Annotated in this window: 15 protein-coding genes; 9 read left to right on the forward strand and 6 right to left on the reverse strand. The window is 34.4% G+C overall.

The annotated features are described in order from the left end of the window. Positions 1-9 precede the first annotated feature (9 nt). From mnmG to CKV65_RS09405, 4 genes are all read left to right on the forward strand, one after another. Complete coding sequence (gene mnmG / locus CKV65_RS09390; RefSeq protein WP_027889072.1) at positions 10-1,890, forward strand: tRNA uridine-5-carboxymethylaminomethyl(34) synthesis enzyme MnmG; 1,881 nt, start codon at positions 10-12, stop codon at positions 1,888-1,890. After that, positions 1,887-2,606 carry a 16S rRNA (guanine(527)-N(7))-methyltransferase RsmG gene (rsmG, locus tag CKV65_RS09395; protein ID WP_027889073.1) on the forward strand — a complete coding sequence of 240 codons (720 nt, stop codon included), beginning with the start codon at positions 1,887-1,889 and terminating at the stop codon, positions 2,604-2,606. Before mnmG ends, rsmG begins: the two co-directional genes overlap by 4 nt. A 132-nt stretch (positions 2,607-2,738) precedes the next feature. Next, a complete protein-coding gene (locus CKV65_RS09400) occupies positions 2,739-3,896 on the forward strand; it encodes an MFS transporter (protein WP_027889074.1) in 1,158 nt (385 codons plus the stop codon). A gap of 79 nt (positions 3,897-3,975) precedes the next feature. Beyond that, positions 3,976-4,365, forward strand: coding sequence for a YbaN family protein (locus tag CKV65_RS09405; protein WP_027889075.1), 390 nt, complete (start codon positions 3,976-3,978; stop codon positions 4,363-4,365). Positions 4,366-4,406: 41 nt separating this feature from the next. Here the strand turns inward: CKV65_RS09405 and CKV65_RS09410 are convergent, their stop codons facing one another. Then, positions 4,407-5,285 (reverse strand): DMT family transporter, encoded by an 879-nt coding sequence (locus CKV65_RS09410; RefSeq protein WP_027889076.1) that lies wholly within the window; start codon positions 5,283-5,285, stop codon positions 4,407-4,409. An 87-nt stretch (positions 5,286-5,372) separates the two neighbouring features. Between CKV65_RS09410 and CKV65_RS09415 the strand changes: the two genes are divergently transcribed. Beyond that, positions 5,373-6,047, forward strand: coding sequence for a uracil-DNA glycosylase (locus tag CKV65_RS09415; protein WP_027889077.1), 675 nt, complete (start codon positions 5,373-5,375; stop codon positions 6,045-6,047). 3 nt (positions 6,048-6,050) lie between these two features. On the opposite strand, the gene CKV65_RS09420 is transcribed toward CKV65_RS09415, so the two are convergent. After that, positions 6,051-6,911: an RluA family pseudouridine synthase gene (locus tag CKV65_RS09420; RefSeq protein WP_027889078.1), complete on the reverse strand. Its 861-nt coding sequence runs from the start codon at positions 6,909-6,911 to the stop codon at positions 6,051-6,053. Positions 6,912-6,925: 14 nt separating this feature from the next. After that, positions 6,926-7,138, reverse strand: a complete 213-nt coding sequence (locus CKV65_RS09425) for an AtpZ/AtpI family protein (protein WP_036254144.1) — start codon at positions 7,136-7,138, stop codon at positions 6,926-6,928. A gap of 52 nt (positions 7,139-7,190) precedes the next feature. On the opposite strand from CKV65_RS09425, the gene CKV65_RS09430 reads away from it, so the two are divergent. After that, a complete protein-coding gene (locus tag CKV65_RS09430) occupies positions 7,191-7,664 on the forward strand; it encodes a hypothetical protein (protein ID WP_027889080.1) in 474 nt (157 codons plus the stop codon). Between the two features lie 54 nt (positions 7,665-7,718). Here the strand turns inward: CKV65_RS09430 and yidA are convergent, their stop codons facing one another. The 3 genes from yidA to addB are packed head-to-tail and all read right to left on the reverse strand — an operon-like array spanning position 7,719 to position 15,628. After that, on the reverse strand, positions 7,719-8,531 hold the full coding sequence (gene yidA / locus CKV65_RS09435) for a sugar-phosphatase (protein ID WP_027889081.1): 813 nt from the start codon (positions 8,529-8,531) through the stop codon (positions 7,719-7,721). Between the two features lie 45 nt (positions 8,532-8,576). Next, positions 8,577-12,221, reverse strand: a complete 3,645-nt coding sequence (gene addA / locus CKV65_RS09440) for a helicase-exonuclease AddAB subunit AddA (RefSeq protein WP_027889082.1) — start codon at positions 12,219-12,221, stop codon at positions 8,577-8,579. Continuing rightward, positions 12,188-15,628 carry a helicase-exonuclease AddAB subunit AddB gene (gene addB, locus CKV65_RS09445; protein WP_027889083.1) on the reverse strand — a complete coding sequence of 1,147 codons (3,441 nt, stop codon included), beginning with the start codon at positions 15,626-15,628 and terminating at the stop codon, positions 12,188-12,190. The genes addA and addB overlap by 34 nt, the downstream gene beginning before the upstream one ends. Before the next feature lie 227 nt (positions 15,629-15,855). Here addB and CKV65_RS09450 point away from each other — a divergent pair, with 227 nt between their 5' ends. From CKV65_RS09450 to hsdR, 3 genes are all read left to right on the forward strand, one after another. Beyond that, positions 15,856-17,169: an MFS transporter gene (locus CKV65_RS09450; RefSeq protein WP_027889084.1), complete on the forward strand. Its 1,314-nt coding sequence runs from the start codon at positions 15,856-15,858 to the stop codon at positions 17,167-17,169. A 144-nt stretch (positions 17,170-17,313) separates the two neighbouring features. Further along, positions 17,314-18,213 (forward strand): Fic family protein, encoded by a 900-nt coding sequence (locus tag CKV65_RS09455; protein WP_027889085.1) that lies wholly within the window; start codon positions 17,314-17,316, stop codon positions 18,211-18,213. A 135-nt stretch (positions 18,214-18,348) separates the two neighbouring features. Then, the gene (hsdR, locus tag CKV65_RS09460; protein ID WP_027889086.1) at positions 18,349-20,697 is read left to right on the forward strand and encodes an EcoAI/FtnUII family type I restriction enzme subunit R; all 2,349 of its coding nucleotides are present in this window, start codon (positions 18,349-18,351) and stop codon (positions 20,695-20,697) included. Positions 20,698-20,718 lie beyond the last annotated feature (21 nt).

Consider the following 20,718-nt stretch of genomic DNA (forward strand, 5'->3'; position numbering starts at 1 on the left):
GAGAAATCTTTGTTTATTGCGGGAAATTATGATGTAATTGTCATTGGTGCTGGTCATGCTGGCGTAGAAGCAGCTCTTGCTAGTGCTAGGATGGGTTGTCAAACACTTCTTACAACACTTAATATGGATAATATTGCCATGATGCCATGCAATCCATCAGTCGGTGGTCCAGCTAAAGGTCATTTAGTGCGTGAAATTGATGCTTTAGGTGGAGAAATGGGTGTAAATGCGGATAAAACTTGTATTCAGTATCGCATGTTAAATACAGGTAAAGGTCCAGCTGTTCAGGCTTTGCGTGCTCAAGCAGATAAAAAACTGTATCAGCATATGATGAAGAAAACGTGTGAACTTCAAGAAAATCTCGATGTTAAACAATTATTGATAGATGAAATCTTGTTTGAAAATGATGCTGTTACAGGTGTCGTCGTAGAAACAGGTGAAGTTTATACATGCAAGGCTGTTGTATTAGCTTCAGGAACGTATTTAAAAGGCAGAATTATCATCGGTGAAAATACTTATGCAGGTGGTCCAAATGGACAGCGTGCAGCCGTAAAACTTTCTGATTGCTTGAAAAAAGCAGGCATAGAAATAATGCGCTTTAAAACTGGAACACCAGCACGTGTTGACCGTCGCAGTTTAGATTTTTCTAAGATGATTATTCAGCCTGGTGATGATGAAGTACACAATTTTTCTTTTATGAGCGATGTGAAAACGCGCGAACAAGTGCCATGTTGGCTCACATATACAAATGAACAGACGCATAAAATAATCCGCGACAATATTGAGCGCGCTCCAATGGCTAATGGTATTATAAAGGGAATTGGACCGAGATATTGCCCTTCTATTGAAACGAAAATCGTGCGTTTCCCTGATAAACAGCGCCATCAATTATTCATTGAACCAGAAGGTTTAGATACAGAAGAAATGTACGTTCAAGGCATGTCAACGAGTATGCCGATTGATGTTCAAATGGAATTTTTGCGCACTATACCGGGACTTGAACATGTAAAAATCATGCGTCCTGGTTATGCCATTGAATATGATTGCATCAATCCATTACAATTAAAACCATCTTTGGAATTTAAAAAGATAAGTGGTTTCTTTTCCGCAGGACAGACAAATGGTACATCTGGTTATGAAGAAGCAGCAGCACAAGGTATTATAGCTGGTATTAATGCAGCACTTAAAATCCAAGGCAAAGAGCCTCTTATTTTAAAACGTTCTGAAGCATATATCGGTGTATTGATAGATGATTTAGTAACTAAAGGAACGAATGAACCGTATCGTATAATGACTTCTCGTGCAGAATATCGTTTACTTTTGCGCCAAGATAATGCTGATTTGCGTTTGACGGAAAAAGGCAGAGCTATAGGCTTAGTATCAGATGAACGATATGCGCGCTTTGTAAAACGTCGTGATGATATAAAACAAGCTATTGCACTTTTAAATGAAATCAAGATTTATCCAAATAAAGAAACTTTAGCTAAGATGCAAGAGTTGGAATTAGGCTCTATTCACAACACTGCTACAGCAGCTGATTTATTAAAACGCAGTGGTATAACGTATGATAGATTAGCACAACTTATTGAGCTTCCAGAACTCGCTGATGATGTAAAAAAACAAGTAGAAATTTCCATAGTGTATGAAGGCTATATTAAAAAACAGCTGGAACAAGTAGAACGCATGGAAAAATTAGAGTCAAAATTACTGCCTGCTGATATCGATTATGATGAAGTATCTAGTCTGCGCGATGAAGCACGTGAAAAACTCAGCAAAATAAGACCAATATCCATTGGACAAGCAAGTCGTATTTCAGGCGTATCACCAGCTGATATATCTGTACTGCTCGTTTATCTTGAACAGCATCGTCGACAGGAGGAACATCAATGAATTTTGTAGATGAATTGAAGATAGCTGCAACAGAATACGGTTTAAACTTAACAGAAGACCAAATAAGCGCTTTTAATAAGTATTATGAGCTTCTTTATGAATGGAATAAAAAAATCAATTTGACGGCTATTACGGAGCCTAAAGACGTAGCGATAAAACACATGGTAGATTCACTTAGCTGTTTTAAAGCTGATTTATTTAAAGAAAATACTTCTTTAATCGATGTTGGAACAGGTGCAGGTTTTCCAGGTTTGCCACTTAAAATTTTTTATCCATCACTTAAATTGACATTATTAGATTCACTTAATAAACGCGTGAAATTCTTACAATTAGTTGTAGATGAATTGGGTTTAAAAGATGTTGAGGTAATTCATGCTAGAAGTGAAGAAGCTGCTCGCAATAAGAAATATCGTGAGAAATTTGATTTAGCGACAGCTAGAGCTGTAGCTAGATTGCCGATTATCTGTGAATATTGCCTACCATTTGTCAAAGATGGTGGAACATTTATTGCATTAAAAGGTCGTCAATATGAAGAAGAAGCAGCGCAAGCACAAAAGGCTATAAAGGTATTAGGCGGAGAGATTTCAGATATAATGCCTGTTAAATTGCCGGAAATCGATGACAAACGTGCTGTAATTTATATAAAAAAAATAAAATCTACACCGAAAACATATCCACGCAAAGCAGGAACACCAGAACGCAATCCGATTGTATAAATATAAAAAAGGAAGCTATCTAAAATTAAAGGTAGCTTCTTTTAGTTTATCGTAAAAGATAATTATAATATATTGAAAATATGATAATGATAAATTAAATATACATAGAAATAAAATACAGGAGATGTTTTTGTGCAAAGAGATAGTTTAGTTTTTCAAAAAAATTTATTGATTGCGATTGTAGTATTATTTTGGTTCGCTCAATATGTATATGTGCCATTTCAAACGCCATATTTAATCGGTATGCAGGTATCTTCTAGTATGGTTGGGATAATCATAGGTATTTATGGCTTCTCGCAAATGGCACTTAGAATGCCAATCGGTATCATGGCAGATAAAAACGGTCATCATAAGTTTTTTATCATTGTAGGAGTAGCATCTTCTGCTTTAGCTTCAATTTTTCGCATACTGCTTTCGCCAGAGATTGGTTTTTTTATTGGCAATATTTTATCTGGTTTAGCTTCCGCAATGTGGATATCCTTCATGGTTTTATACGCAAGTTATTTTACGAAAGAAAATCTACAAAAAGCAATGGGACTTATAATTGCGGCAAATAATATTGGGGTTTTAGGCGGATTTGTCATAAGTACATTGCTTTATAATTATTTAGGCATGAATTTTTTATGTCTATTGAGTGTTTGCAGTGGCGTTCCAGCGATATTGCTTTCATTTTTAATAAAAGAAACGAGAAGTGAAGCGACGACTTTAAAAGTGAGTTCATTGATAAAGGTCTATGTAGATAAGAGATTGATTTTCTTTGCATTAATCGCTTTGGTGCAGCAAGGAATACTAATGGCTACGTGTATGAGTTTTACTACGCAAGTAGCACATGAATTAAATGCCACATCAATACAAATCGGTTTATTGTCTATTGTATATATCGTATCAGCTGTAATTTTTTCATATTTTTCAGCTTCTGTTTTTGCGCAGCGGTACAGTTCTAAATTTTGGATTGCAACGATAATGTTTTGTTTAGCTATCTATTGTTTTATTGTACCGAATGTGCAGTCACCTAATTTATTAATTTTGGCGCAAATTTTAGCTGGTATGTCAACAGGTATAATATTTTCTTTTGCAACATCTGAAGCTATGAAAAATGTGCCAGTAGAAAAGCGTTCGACGGCGATGGGATATTATCAAGCTATTTATGCTGTAGGAATGACAGTTGTGCCGATGTTTTCAGGTATTATCTCAGAAAGTTATGGCTTAGATATGGCTTTTTATATTGAAGGGACAGTTGCAGTTTTAGCTACATTAGCAGTGATAGTATTATTTCATCAAAAAAAATGATTTACTATGTTTATAAAAAACTATTTTCTATATAATATATTTAAACGGAATATATTGCTTAGGAGATTGAGAATATAAGATGCATGAACGAAAAAGCATTTTTACACGGTATTTTTTTATATCTATAGGTTGTTTAAGTTTTATTTTGGGAACAGTTGGTATTATTTTGCCAATATTGCCGACCGTTCCTTTTTATATGTTAACTGTATTTTGTTTTGCTAAAGGCTCAGAAAAGTTAGAACGTTGGTTTAAGGGTACAGATTTATATAAAAATCATTTAGAGATTTTTGAACAAAAAAGACAGATGCGTGTAGATACAAAATTAAAGATTATATCTACAGTTACAATATTGATGGCTGGTGCAATATACTTAATGCCAAAAGGATTAATTGTTGGGTATATTGTAATTGGTTTAATATGGTTTATACATGTATTTTATTTCATTTTTAGTGTAAAAAATGCAAAATAAAAAATAGATAACACCTTATACAAGGTGTTATCTATTTTTTATTATTTAGCTTTAGCAAGTAAAAAAACGGTGCTTAAAATAAAGGTAGCTCCAATTAATTCTATAAAAGAAAAAGATACGTTTAAAAATATAACTGATAAAATAATAGAACAAAGTGGTTCTCCAACGGTTAAAATGCTGGCTTGTGTAGCTGGTAAATAATCAAGACTTTTCAAGTAAAAGCAAAAAGCAATGACAGTGCCAAATAATATCATGCCTAAAATGGCACTTAATGTATAAATCGTTATTTCACCAGGAATTTCTAATGGATTATTAAAACAAGATATGAATATTCCACCAAAGAGCATACTCCATCCCATGACATTCGTTGGTGAGTATTTGGCTAACATCTTACGTGGTTGTAATGTATAAAATACACAGCAAAGAGCAGATGTAATACCGGCAACTAGTGCCATTGGAGAAAGAACAATAGAAGAAAAATCCCCTTTAGTAACGATGCAGATTGTACCAGTGATAGCAAATAAAATGCAGATTAATTCAACACCAGAAGGTCGTTTATGTTTAATGATTAATGTGTAAAGCATTATGAAAACAGGTAATAAGAAGACTAAAATTGTTGCAGTCGGTGCATTGCTGTATTTTATAGCTATATAAAAGCCGTATTGTGAACCGAGCATACCGATTATACCAAGTAAAATAAGTCCAACTAGATTGTGCTTTAAAATTTTAAATATATTTTTTTCGTAAAAAAAATAAGTGGCAATTAGAAGAATTAAACCGCTAGCAAGCAATCTTGTATTAACGAGCCATTCAGGTGTGAACTGTTTTTGGCTGATTAAATATTGGACAAGAATGCCTACAAGTCCCCACATAGCAGTGGCAGATAGTACCATTAAAACGCCTTTTAAATGAGTGTTCATTTAATATCTCCTTTGTTTTTCCTATAGTTAATATTTTGGTATAATAAAATTAATACATAATTATGAATGAAAGAGGTGTTAAGCAATATGGAAATTTTTCACAATGATTGGGCGCAATATTTGAATTCAGAATTAAAAGAGCCGTATTATTTACAGTTGCGACAATTTTTGATTAATGAGTATAAAACACAGCAAATTTTTCCGGACATGTATGATATTTTTAATGCACTACATTACACAAGCTACCATGATACAAAAGTCGTAATCTTAGGACAAGACCCATATCATGGAGATGGACAGGCACATGGCTTGAGTTTTTCTGTAAAACCAGGCATAAAACCGCCACCATCTTTAGTTAATATTTTTAAAGAATTACATGATGATTTGGGCTGTTTTGTGCCTAATAATGGCTGTTTAAAACCATGGACAGAGCAAGGTGTTTTGCTTTTAAACACTGTACTGACAGTGCGTGCTCACCAAGCAAATTCACATCGCAATATGGGTTGGGAGCATTTTACTGATAAGATTATTGAGCTTTTAAATGAAAGAGAAAAACCGATTGCTTTTATTTTATGGGGTGCACCGGCTCGTCGTAAGAAGAAAATGATAACAAATCCGAAACATTTTATAGTAGAGTCAGCACATCCAAGCCCACTTTCAGCTTATAATGGATTTTTTGGCAGTAGACCATTTTCTAAGGTAAATAAGTTCTTGGAAAGTGTTGGCGAAAAACCAATTGATTGGCAGATACCAAATATTTGATATTTAAAGCAATTTTTGCATATCTAATGGTAATTGGCTTTCAATCGTTATTTCTTTATGTGTAAATGGATGAATGAATTGCAATTTATAGGCATGTAAGGCATGGCGTGAAATAAGGTTTCGTTTTCCTCCATATAAATCATCACCTAATAATGGATGGTTTAGATAAGACATGTGTACACGAATTTGATGGGTGCGACCTGTTTCAAGATTTAGTTCTATTAAAGAGTAATCGTCATATGTTTTTATAGTGCGATAATGTGTTATGGCATTTTTGCCGTTTTTATCCACTCGGTGCAAGATTATGCTGTTTAAAGAGCGCCCAATTGGTTCATCTATGGTGCCATTAGGCATTGTTAATTTCCCATGGACGAGGGCTAAATAATATCTTTTTAATAATTGATGATTATTGCCGAGCAAATGTTGTATCTGTCCAACTTTAGCAAAGACGACCAATCCTGAAGTATTGCGGTCTAAGCGATATAACGGGTGACAGCCTATTTGTTGATTTGTCTGTTGATAATGATACATCACAGCATTTGCTAATGTATTTTCAGCTTCAAATGTCAAAGGATGAGTTAATATACCGGCTGGTTTATCAGCGATTAATAAATAATCATCTTCGTAGCAAATGGTGAGCGGTAAATTGACGGGCAAGACATTTGACTGTTCTACAATGCGATATTCAATTATATCGCCTGGTTTTACAATAGCGCGAGTTGGTCGTATTTTTTGTCCATTTAAGAAAAATTCATCTTGTTTTTTTATTTTTTTCCAAAGAGAAGATGAAATATTTTCATGTCGTTTTAAATAATCTTTGGCGGATTGTTCTTTGACATTATTTTTTACGATGTATTTTAGCATAATTCTCCTTATTGTTATTTATTAACATCTTTTACTTTTTGATACGCTGTGTAAATGGCTGTAATCATTCCTAAAATGATACCGATTAATGTGCATACAGGTGTTGTGTTAAAATATAAATCAGCTTTACGGCCAATGAAAATGCATATCCCTATTGTTATAACGAAATGAAAACCTATGCCACTTACAAAAGAAAAAGTTTCCCAAGTTGATTTTGGTTTTTTCATAATGAAAATCACCTCATTTAGATAAAATATACTTTGAAAAGGTTGTGATGATATGTTAAAAAGAGTAATTTATTTAGTAGCTGTTTTATGGATTATGATGCTTTGTACAGCTTTTGCTGAAGAGCAAAAAACAGACAAAGATGCTGGCTGGGAAGTAATTGATATAGGACCAGCAGAAAATTATGAGTATGCTTTCAACACATTGACGATTAAATATGATAGAAATAAAGATGGTTCCATCAATAAGAATATCATTGTTTACGAAGAACGGAAAATGAATGTGATGATAGCCTCTAATGAGTATAAATATTATACAATTACTGATTGTAAATTGAATAAAGACTTACAGTCAATCTTATTTGGTGATGAAAAATTTTATACAAGAGAAGGCAAATATCGTTGGACTGATAAGCCTGCTTATTTAGCATGGATTACAGTAAGACCGGAAACAATCGGTGGAGATAGATTTATTGCTCTTGTAACGTATGCTGCTCAACATGATGTAGAACTGGAAGCTCGCTCTTAATATTAAATTATGGCAGATAAAAACCGCAACATTTATCAATGTTGCGGTTTTTGTTTATTTATTTAAAACAAATTTTTCAATAGCTTTAGCTACACCATCATTATCATTTGTATCTGTAACATAATCGGCAATAGCTTTAACTTTATCAATACCGTTTTCCATAGCTACACCAAGACCAGCAGCTTTTATCATGGTATAATCATTGCCTTGGTCACCACATGCCATAGTTTCAGATTGTTTGATATTTAAATAATCAGCAAGTTGTAATAAACCAACGCCTTTATCTACACCTTTATTTGTGATTTCTAAAAAGAACGGAGCACTTTTAAATACATTATAACGTTCTTTAACCCAATTAGGTAAATTAGCAATAGCTTTATCCAAAATTTCTGGTGGGTCAATAAACATTACTTTTATGATGTCATCTTCATCTGTAATATCTGTTAAAGGATTGATGATGTTGATATCGAGTTTATTGATGCTAGCTTCGTATTCTGTATATTGACTAGTTTCATTAGTCACTAATCCATGTTTAGTAGAAAAAGCTTGGCAGTGAACGCCCAATTCTTGAGATAATTTAAATAAATCTTTGTAATCTGTGCCTTGTAATATACATTTAGATACGGCTTCGCCTGTTTTGGCATCAACGATTAAAGCACCATTAAAGCTTAAAACGTATTCATTTTCATGAATTAAATCTAATTCTTTAAGTGGTGGTTGAAGTCCAGCAAGCGGTCTACCAGAAGCGAGAACAATTTTTACACCTTTAGCTCTAGCTTGCGCTAATGTCTTTTTTGTTCTATCGGTAATTTGTTTTTCGGAATTTAATAAAGTACCGTCCATATCAAGTGCAATTAATTTATACATAAAAATCCCCTTTAATATTAATATGTGAATATCATAATTATATCATTAATAATCACTCATTTCGACTGATTGTGCGCTATGGAATAAATAAAGGTATTTTTCTTTAACTGGCTTTTGTAAAATCTGTGCTGCTGCATTAGCATATAGTTTTATTTGAACAGCATATTTTTCGTGCGCTTCATCTTTAGTGCAATTATCCGTTTTATAATCGAGTAATACAAAGCCATCATCTTCTTCAAATAATAAGTCAATAATACCTTGTACAAAAATAGTATCATCATCGTTAGCGTTATTAAAGAGCAATTTTTTAGCGGGAAGCATGCGGCTAAAAGCCAATTCGCGCTGTATAGATTTTGCCTTATGCAATCGTTTTATTATCGGTTCTGTACTGTTTTTTAAGGGATTGAAGAGAAACTCGCGAATATTTTTGCGATATATATTGTTAATATATTCTTTAGCGATGATTTTCTTATCTGCCATGGCTATTAATTGATTTAAAATACCTTTATCGCTTAAATCGCCGAAAAAATCAAGGTGTTGCATTACTGTGTGCATTAAACTACCGTATTCAGTAGCCGTCATCGTCGTGCGTTTTTGAATGAATTGCGGTCTATGAAAACTTAGTTCCTCATAGTAATTTGTAGTGTATTCATCTGCACCTAAATTAAAACGTTGCTTGATTTCAGTTACGGAAAGTTTAGCCGGTATGCTCAAGCCTTCTTGATGTGGATATACCCAATTTAAGCGTTCATTTATCCAATCTTTATTTTTCGTTTCAGGCAGTGGTTTTAATTTTTTCACGGTATCTAAAATAATTTGCGCTGTAGTATCTTCTGTACGTTCAGTAGAAGTAGGCAATTTATCAATAAAGGATATCTGCCATTTGGAAGTGTCATTTAATAACACAGCGGGGCTGTCTTGAATTTGACGAAGTGGCAAACCATCTGCATGGCGGGCTAGTGCAGGTCCTATCCAATCGAGATACGATTTAGCGCTCGTTATGATATGTTCTGGTAAAGTGCGCTCAGAAGAATTCGTTTGCTTTGTGCAATAGGATTTAAATTTATCAAAATCACGCAAACAGCCAGTCATTATTAATTTTTCGCGCGCGCGCGTCATCGCAACGTACAATACGCGCATTTCTTCTGCTTTATTTTCGTGGATTATTTGTTGGCTTATAGCTTGGCGCGATAGAGTTTGATAGCGAACATGGTGTTTTACATCGTTTAAATACAAGCCTAATCCTAATTTTTTATGAAATAGTACAGGGTTTTTCGTATCCGTTAAATTAAATTGTTTACCTATATCGGCTAAAATAACGATAGGAAATTCCAATCCTTTGCTTTTATGAATGCTCATAATGCGCACAACGTCTTCACTTTCGCCAAGACTTCTAGCTACTGCTAAATCATTGCCTGTATTTTGCATTTTTTGAATGAAGCGCAAAAAACGGAATAGACCGCGAAATGAAGTTTGTTCATAGCTAGAGGCACGGTCGTAAAGTGCGCGTAAATTGGCTTGACGTACCATGCCTTCAGGTAGTCCGCCTACATAATCATAATATCCCGTTTCATTTAAAAGGAGCCAAATGAGTTCCGGTACGCTGTGACAGCGAGCATAATTTCTCCAGCTATTTAATTGCTCTAAGAATTTAGTGATTTTCTGTTTTAGTTTTTGCCTTAATGGGCTATCTTCTTGGCTGGCTTTTATCAATGCGTTATACATATTGCCCTGCGGTGATATTAAGCGAATGCGCGATAATTCTTCAGCATTTAAATTTATAATCGGTGAATATAAAACGGCTGCGAGCGGTATATCCTGTTCAGGATTATCGATTATTTGCAGTAAAGACAGCATTATGCGAACTTCTGTTTCTTGAAAATAACCCGTTTCAATGCTGGCATAGACAGGAATATCAGCATCGCGCAATTTTTCCACTAATATTTTGGCTTTATTTTGCACTGAACGCAATAAAATGACGATATCGCGCCATTTTAATGGTCGATAATCCTTCGTGTGCTTATCAAAAACGAGATAATTGTTTTGCATCAATTCTTGCAGGCGATTTACTATATAGACGGCTTCTTTTTCAAATCCTTGCAAATCACTTTCTTCGTCATCTTCTTTGGGGGTGGGATGGATTTCTTTAGCAAATAAAGCTACTTCTATCGGTGAACAGAGGGATTTATCGTTTTGAGGATAAGAAAAACCACAGCGCAAAGCTTCAGCTTCGCCATAATCGAGTTCGCTGGCTTTTTTTGTCATGATTTGAGAGAAAATAAAGTTTACACCATCTAAAATTTCTTTGCGACTGCGGAAATTTTGAGCTAAATCAATGCGTTCACAGTCTTCTTTATCGGGATACGTATTGTATTTTTCAAGGAATAATTCTGGTTCAGCTAGGCGAAATTTATAGATACTCTGCTTTACATCACCTACGAAGAAAAGATTGGGCGTGGTAGAAGAGGCGATTAATTTTAAAATAGCTTCTTGTACGCCGTTCGTATCTTGGTATTCATCGACCATTATTTCCTTGTATTTTTGTTGAAGTGTATAAGCCGTATCAGTTGGGATTAAATTATCAGCAGTAGAAGTTTCATCAGCTAGAATTTTCAAAGTGAAATGCTCTAAATCGTTAAAATCGACAATCATTTTTTCTGCTTTAGCGCGAGCAAAAGCCATGGAAAAATCCAAAGTTATTTGGCAAAGTGTTTTTGCCTGTTGCTTTAGCTTAGGCATATCGTTTAGTTCATCATCTAAAGGTCTAGCAAAGTAATTATCTTTTAAATTGGTGATGATTTTTTTTATATCATCGCGCATAGCTTTAAATCGTTCTTTTACCTCTTCATCTGTGCCTTTAGTGGCGCGCATTGTGGAAAAGCTCAATTCATTCATGGCAGTATAGAGATTTATGAAATCATTCTGCGCTAAATACTGTAAATTAGAAATTAATTCATAATCTTTATCAATCGTCTTTAAATAGTAATCGAGATTTAATTCACTAGCTGCCTGTTGCATGATTTTAAGATTATCGAGTGCAAGTTCAATTTGATTTATGACAGTATCTTTGATTATCTGTAGCCAAGTACAATCAGAACTGTTCGGCGATAAATTGAAATAATCAGGCAGTGCTTTGAGCCATTTTTCGGGAAAAGGCTGGCTTTGCGCGTATTCGTATAATTTTAAGATGATGTCATATATATTGTCATCGCCACGTTCATTGCCATACGTATCGGTAAATTCCAAGAAATCTTCGTTATTTTCCATATCGTATTTTTCTTCAAATAGGGCATTTAATACATCGAGCTTTAAAAGGTCGATTTCCTGCGGATTGGCAAGGCGAAACTTAGGGTCTAAATCTATTTGATGGAAATTTTGGCGAATGATATTCTGACAAAAGGAATGCAATGTGGAGATAGAAGCGGCATTTAAGAGTATTAATTGGCGTTCTTTTTCTTTTATGGGTAATCGTTCGGAAATAGCTTGAGCGATGCGTTCGCGCATTTCGCTAGCGGCGGCATTTGTAAAAGTAACGACGAGAATTTCATTGATATCGCATTTTTTATTTAAGATATGTGAAATGACGCGTTCTACCAATACAGAAGTTTTGCCCGAACCTGCTGCTGCCGCAACTAAGATATTTTTATCATAAGTGTTTATTGCTCGTTGTTGTTGCTTGGACCAAGGCATGAAATCCCTTCTTTCTGGCGTAGTTTTTCCATGATTGTATCATCATCATTGTCTTTTAATTCGTTATAAGCGTAGCCTGCAATCGCTTTATCAAAGCGACAAATAGAGATGTACGGGCAGTATTTGCAAGCCGTATCATCTTTTGATTTATATGGGAAAATAGTCATTTCACCTTGTAAAATTCGCTTGCCAGCTTCTTTTAACAGCGCTTCTATATGGTTTAAGAGCAAATCAAATTCTTCTTTCGTTTTTACATAAGAGCGACTAAGTGCAGAAATGCTGTCTTTATTTTTATTTAAACGAACTTTGATGAAGTTCAAGGAGTCATCTATTTTTTTGATGATTTCAGGGTCAGCAAGTACCCAGCCAGGCATTTTTAATTTTTTATCAATCTCTGCATGCAATTGTTCAGTAGATAATTTTGCTTTGCTCGTTATGAGAGGTATCTTTAAGAAACAGTATAAAATGCCAGCAGGAATGGCATCACCATTGCCAAGCAGTGCATCAGCAGAATTTTTAGCGACTAATAAATACGTCAAAAGTTGAAGTTTTAAGCCATAATAAATCTGTAGCAGATTGATAAAGGCACTGCCGGATTTATAATCAATGACAAGATAATAATTATCCGTGATATCAATGCGGTCAATTTGTCCCGTTATCTCGATTTTATGGCCGTTATCATCATCGAATATGAGTGGAGGCATAGAACTGTTTAAACTGAAACTCTGCTCTAAAGCGCGCGGCTTAAATTCGCTATGCTTAGAAAACTCAATCAAGCGATTTAAAGACAAGATGGAAAGTTCACGGATACGCTTTAGCAGATGTTTATAGCGATTGTTGCTCAAGAGAATTTCATTTTGCAGTTTTGGCGCGATTGTAGATATTATTTTATCGCAAATCTCAGCACATTCTTGTGGTGAAACGGATTGCCAAGAGCGATTTTCCTTTATCAATATATTGCCGAATTGGTGCATAACAGCATGCAGTAATATACCTAAATCGGGTGAAGCAAAGCGGAATTCTTTTCGTTCTTGTAGATTTAAGGCATAGTGTGCAAAATGTTTAAATGGACAATTGAAGAATTGTTCAAAGCGGGTTACACTGCCTTTTAATATCTTGCGTTTCGTGTATAATTTAGCGGCAACACTAGCAGGTAAAGTCTCCTGCGGTGCTTTAGCGAAAATACCTGAGATAGCTATATCAAGCGGTATATCCTTTTGTTTTAATAGATAATCGTAAACATCTTGCCAAAAATCATCCATATGTCCCGTTTCATTTAATTTGCGCAGTGCCAAAGTGAAATTTGTAAGACTGCGCCTTTTTGTCGTAACGAGCATGGTTGTATCTTGTTTGATAGTTTCTAACGGAATTGATGTGAATTTTGCTTTAGGCAGAATTTGGCGAAGATTAGTTATTATAATAGATTTATTGAGCCCTGCGCCTTCGCTATCTGCAAGAGCATAAGATACCCAAAGATAATCAGTAGCGAGGCTAAAACCCTTGTACAGTAAATACCGTTCAGCAAAATTATCTTCACTGACACCACTTGAGATATTAAGTCCTTGGCTTGCCATGATTAATCGTTCGGCATCAGTCAATAAACCTTCATTTTTCATATGGCGAGGCATGATTTTTTCATTAGCACCGAGAATGTAAATGGCTTTTTTATTGTTTAATGTATTGTGTTCAAATGGCGCAATCGTGACATAATCATAACCAGGCGGAATTAGAGCGATTTTAATGCTATCTAGCCCATCATTTATCAGTTGCTCATAATTTTGCAAAGAAATAAAATCACTGCCACACGTTTGAACCATTTGGTCGAATAACTCAACGATATTATTCCAAATCTGTTGATGTTCTTTGGCAAGTGCCATATCCTTTTGCTCATTGAGTTGCCATTGGGATAATTTTTCTGGCACTTGCATTTGCACGAGAAAATCATAGAGCGCACGCGTGTAATCTTCCACTGTTTCAGAATTTTTTATTTCCGCGTAAAAATCCTTTAATGGTGCGGTCAACGCGCGGCGCGTATTATTGATGTCGATGAGATTTTGCTTCTCTTCTTCATCCATCACCATTGAATCAATTTGGCGAATTTGACTATAATGCCAATCTTCTTCATTTAGCCAGCGATTAGCACCGGAGATGCCAAAGGACAATACATAATTTTCGAGCTTATCAATTTCAGAGCGAGAGGCAATGAAGAAATCAGTTTTAAACGCGCGAAATAATGGTTCATATTGCCAAGTACGAACAGCTTCTAAGCCAGAACGGATTAATTCCGCTAATGGATGATGAGCCGATTGGCGTTTGCTATCACTGAAATAAGGAATTTCATAATCTGAAAGCACAGCCTCTAGTAAATTGGCATATTCATCTTCAGCGCGCAATAAGATGCCGATTTCATGATGATGGTAATTTTCCTCACGGCATAAGCGCAAGATATCAGCGGCTACAGCTTCACATTCTAAACGGCGATTGGCAGTTTCCACGATATTTAAGCCATCGCTATAATCTGCGCTAGTTAGAGGAAATTTAAATAATTGTTGTTCGATAAAAGCTAAAGCATCTTTATGATAGCGATGATTTTCATTTAAAATCGTTACTTTAGTGACAATATCTAATTTATGTGCTATCTTGCTCAATTGCTGATAAATCGAGTATTGGCGGTGAAATAAAGCAGTAGGCGCTTCATGCTCAATGCCATTTAAATTATCAATACAGATAGTTAAATAAACATCATCAGCTAGTTTTAATAGTTTTTCAAGAATTAAATAATGTTGCGGATTAAACGCATCAAAACCATCAATCCAAATCTCAGAATTTTGTAGCCAAGTGCAATCATCTAATTTGTCTATGGCAAGGCTCATGATATCTTCCGTATCATGATAATGCCCTTCCGTTTGAGCGTTAAGACCTTCATAGATAGAAGTTAAATCCGTAAGCTTTTGTTTTAAAGTTTCATTTTCAATCACAGAAGCAACGGCTTTTAAATCAGCACTCGTGATATTAGCAGTCTTAAATTCCTCAATGATATTGGAGATGGAAGAAGTGAAATGGTGTTGCCTTGCGGCTTTAGCTAGGATAGAGAGTTTTTGTCTGCTCAAAACGCGCGACAATAATAATTGTTTGCCGATTTCAGAAAGATGTGGACAGATAGCACCGCCACAGCGCATCAAAATTTGGTAAGCAAGGCGACTCATGCCGAGAATATAAGCACGTGAAAAGCCGCCTACATCTCTTAAATCGTAAGCGAGTTGCCGTTCAATGGCGAAAGTCATATGGTCAGGCAAGAGCATTATGAGCGGTGTACCCTGCGGTGATTGACGAAGTTTTTCTTCAATCATCTTTAAGCAATAGCTCGTTTTACCCGTGCCTGCTCTACCGATAATAAAATTTAACATAATAAAAATCCTTTTTATTTATAGTCTATTGTTTATAGCAAATACGTAATTATATATATTTTACGGCTTTTATCGCTGTAAAAAAAGAAAAATAAACTCATCTAAAACAGAATTTTTTATTAAAATTAAAAAAAATTGTTGTAAAATTTTTCGGCTTGTATTACAATTATGTGTAAATTTTGCTGTCATGACAGTAGGATATATAATAGTAAAAGGAGAGATTGGAAATGTTATTGCAACGATTAGAAGCGTTGCCTATGGGTAGTTTTCATTATAAGTTATTATTCATAACAGGTCTTGGCTGGTTATTTGATGCCATGGATACAGGTATTATCGGATTTGTATTGCCAGTACTCGGCAAGGAATGGGGACTTGCAGCAACTCAAATGGGTGCTATCGGTTCTATCGGTCTTGTCGGCATGGCTATCGGTGCAGTCATTGCAGGCTCAATTGCTGACCGCTTCGGTCGAAAGACAGTCTTTTCAGCCACCGTCATCATGTACAGTATAGCTACAGGTCTTTGTGCTATATCTTGGAGTTATGAATCGTTATTATTATTCCGTTTCTTTGTAGGCTTTGGTTTAGGTGGCGAGCTTCCTGTTGCAGCAACACTAATGTCTGAATATGCTCCAACTAATTTACGCGGTAGATTTATCGTCTTATTAGAAAGCTTCTGGGGCGTTGGCTGGATTTGTGCTGCGTGCATTGCTTATTTATTCATTCCAGTTTATGGCTGGCATTATGCTTTCCTAATCGGTGCACTTCCTGCAATATATGTATTTTTCATTCGTTTACATATGCCAGAATCTGTACGTTATCTCTTATCTAAAGGTAGAGTAGCTGAAGCACAAAAAATTGTCAGTGATTTAGAAAATAAATTAGGCGTAAAATACACTGGCGATTTAACTGTAAAACCAGAAGAAATCAAAGTTGAAAAACCACATTTAAAAGATTTATGGTCCAGAAAATATTTAGCAAGAACCATCATGCTTTGGATTGTATGGTTTGGCATCGTTTACAGCTATTATGGCATTTTCACATGGCTTCCAGCTATCGTTTATCAGCAAGGTTTTGCTTTTGTTAAAACTTTTGAATATGTACTTTTAATCACATTTGCTCAACTTCCAGGTTATTTCTGTGCTGCATGGCTGGTTGATAAAATCGGCAGAAAATACACTTTATCAATCTTCTTATGCATGAGCGGTGTAGCAAGTTACTTCTTTGGTCAATCAGATACAGCTCAAATGATTATTTTCTGGGGCTGTGTAATGTCCTTCTTTAATCTCGGTGCTTGGGGCGTTGTATATACTTATACACCAGAACTTTATCCAACATCTATCCGCGCTATGGGCAGTGGTTGGGCAGCAGGTATCGGCCGTATCGGCGGTATGGCAGCACCATTTGTTGTAGGTATCATGCTTGAAGCTGGTAGCGATATGCACACAGTATTTTATATGTTTGCCGCTGTATTTGTAATCATTGCCATTGCAGTATTTAGCTTAGGCATAGAAACAAAACAGAAGAACTTAGAAAACATTTAAATATAGCGATAAAATAGCAGGTACGAAAAGTATCTGCTATTTTTTTATCTTTTATCGGCAAATTAAAATTGAAAATAAACAGCTTTTTTTGATTGATAACTTGCCGATAACGGCATAAAATTATAAAAGATTGAAGGTGAGATTGTGAAATATTGTTCAGTAGCGCAAATGGCGGCAAGATGGCAATTATCAGAAAGAACAGTGCGAAATTATTGTGCTAAAGGCAAGATAACGGGAGCTTTTTTGACTGGAAAGACATGGAATATACCAGAAACGGCACAAAAACCATTGCGAAAAAAACGCAGTAAAAAAAGCAAAAATAATTTATTGGCTGTTTTGCAAAGAGAGAAGGAAAGTAAACTATCTGGTGGCATCTATCATAGATTGCAAATAGATATGACATATAATTCTAATCATATTGAAGGAAGTTTATTAACACACGAACAGACGCGATATATTTTTGAAACGAATACTATTGGCATATCAGAAAATGTAGTAAATGTAGATGATATCATAGAAACGACAAATCATTTTCGCTGTATAGATATGATTATTGATAATGCTAAAGGTAAATTGACAGATGATTTTATTAAACATTTGCATAGAATTTTAAAAACTAATACCAGTGATAGCAGGAAAGATTGGTTTGCTGTTGGTGAATATAAGAAATTGCCAAATGAAGTTGGCGGAAGAAAGACGACAGAACCTGCACAGGTAAGTGAAAAAATAAGACAATTATTAAATGTCTATAATGCTACGACTAAAAAGAGTTTAGAAGATATAATTGCTTTTCATGTGGCTTTTGAAACAATTCATCCATTTCAAGATGGCAATGGACGAGTAGGCAGGCTAATTATGCTGAAAGAATGTTTAAAATACGATATCGTGCCATTTATTATCAGTGATGATTTGAAAATGTTTTATTATCGAGGTTTGCATGAATGGAATAAAGAAAAAGGGTATTTAATGGATACTTGTTTGACAGCTCAAGATAGATTTAAAAAGTTACTGGATTATTTTAAAATTGGCTATAAAGATGAATAAAATGTATTTAAGGTTACTTTCTTGAGAATGAATATAATACGTGAGATAATAAAGGATATAAATTAAATGACAATGTTAATACAGATTTTAAATAAATCGGTTGTAAATACAAAAATGTAAGAAAGAAGGGGTATCATGAGTGTTGATTTAACGGAAGAGGATATAAAGTTTAAATATATAACCCCTGCAATAGAAAAATCTGGCTGGGATAAAGATAATGTATTTTATGAATACTGTATAACAAATGGAGCTGTTCAAGTTCGAGGAAATAAAGTAACACGAGGAAGTCGAAAAAAAGCAGATTATGTATTAACTTATGGTATAAATAAAAAACCATTAGCAATTATAGAAGCTAAAAAAATGAATTATTCTATAGGGCATGGTATGCCACAAGCTATGGAATACGCTCAAATGCTAGATGTAAAATTTGCGTATTCTTCAAATGGAAAAGGTTTTGTAGAATATGATTTTTTTACAGGTAAGACAAAAGCTTTAAAATTGGAAGAATTTCCAACACCTGAACAATTATGGGAGCGTTATATTAAAGGCGAAAAATTGAATAAAAATATGCTTGATGTTGTACAAGAAGCATATTATATTGACCCATTAGCGAATAAAAAACCTAGATATTATCAACAAGTAGCTATTGATAGAACTGTTGAAGCTGTTGCTAAAAATCAAAAACGTATTTTATTAGTAATGGCAACAGGTACAGGAAAAACATATACAGCATTTCAGATTGTATATAGATTAATTAAAGCTAATAAGGTAAATCGTGTACTTTACTTAGCAGATAGAAATATTTTAATAGACCAAACCATAGGGCAAGATTTTAAGCCGTTTGAAAAGGTTATAACTAAAGTTAAAAATAGACATTTAGATAGTGCTTACGAAATTTATATGAGTTTATATCAGCAGCTTGTCGGAGAAAATGGCGAAGAGATTTTTCGTCAGTTTAAGCCAGAATTTTTTGATTTAATCATTGTTGATGAATGTCATCGTGGTAGCGCTAGAGAAGATTCACAGTGGCGAACTATCTTGAATTATTTTAAAGACGCCGTTCAAATTGGTCTTACAGCAACGCCAAAAGAAACGAAAGACGTTAGCAATCAATCGTATTTTGGAGAACCTATTTATACATACAGTTTAAAACAGGGTATAGCAGATGGATTTTTAGCACCATATAAAGTTATTCGTGTAAATATAGATAGAGATATCGACGGTTGGCGACCATATAAAGGGCAATTTGATAAAAATGGCTTACAAATTGAAGATAAATTATATTTAGGCAAAGATTTTGATAAAAATTTAATTATTGATGAACGTACGCAAGAAGTGGCAAAACGTATTACAAAATGGCTAAAAGAAAATGGCAGGTATAGCAAAACTATAGTTTTTTGTGTAGATATAGAACACGCTGAAAGAATGAGGCAAGCACTTGCAAATGAAAATAGCGATATCATGAAGGTTAATCCTAAATATATCATGCGAATTACAGGCGATAATAGAGAAGGAAAAGCCATGCTAGATTATTTTATTGACCCTAGCGAAAAATACCCAACGATTGTCACTACTTCAAAATTGATGACTACAGGCGTAGATGCTAAAAATTGCAAATTGATTGTATTAGAAAATAATATAAATTCTATTATAGAATTTAAACAAATTATTGGTCGTGGTACTCGTTTAAATCCAGATTATGATAAAAATTATTTCACTATAATGGATTTTAGAGGAGTAACAAGATTATTCTCAGACCCTAATTTTGATGGTGACCCAATTGTCATAATTGATGATGATACGGATAATCTAGAAAAAACGGGAGAAGATACATCAAACGAAGGTAACAATACATTTACAGAACCAGTGGTAAATGAAGGTAAAGTAAAATACCATGTTGATAATGTAGATGTAAATATAATAAATGAACGTGTACAATACCTTGATGCTAATGGAAAATTAATAACAGAAAGTGTCGTTGATTTTACTAAGAAAAATGTTCGTAAAGAATATGCTTCATTAGATGAATTCATTAATGCCTGGAGTAGTACAGCGAAAAAGCAAGTTATTCTTGAAGAATTATCAAAACATAATGTTTCTATAGACGAATTGTATAAAGCTACAGGTAAAAAAGATATAGATGAGTTCGATTTAATTCTGCATATCGTATATGACCAAAAACCTTTGACTAGAAAAGAACGCATTAATAATGTAAAAAAGAGAGATTATTTTGCTAAATATTCGCCTGTTTGTAGAGAAGTATTAGATGCTTTGATGGAACAATACATGAACGAAGGCATAAGAGAAATACAAAATCTTCAAGTTTTGCGTAATAAAAATTTTGCTAAATGGGGAAGCGCGCCTAAAATTGTAAAAATGTTTGGCGGTAAAGAAAAATATTTTAAAGCAGTAGATGAATTAACAAGTTTAATTTACGATAGTGAAATATCCACAAATCAAGGAAATAATGTATATAACCAATAAGAGGAGCAAATAAATTAAGAT

Origin of the sequence: Megamonas hypermegale (assembly GCF_900187035.1) — a bacterium.
Taxonomy (GTDB): Bacteria; Bacillota; Negativicutes; order Selenomonadales; family Selenomonadaceae; genus Megamonas; species Megamonas hypermegale.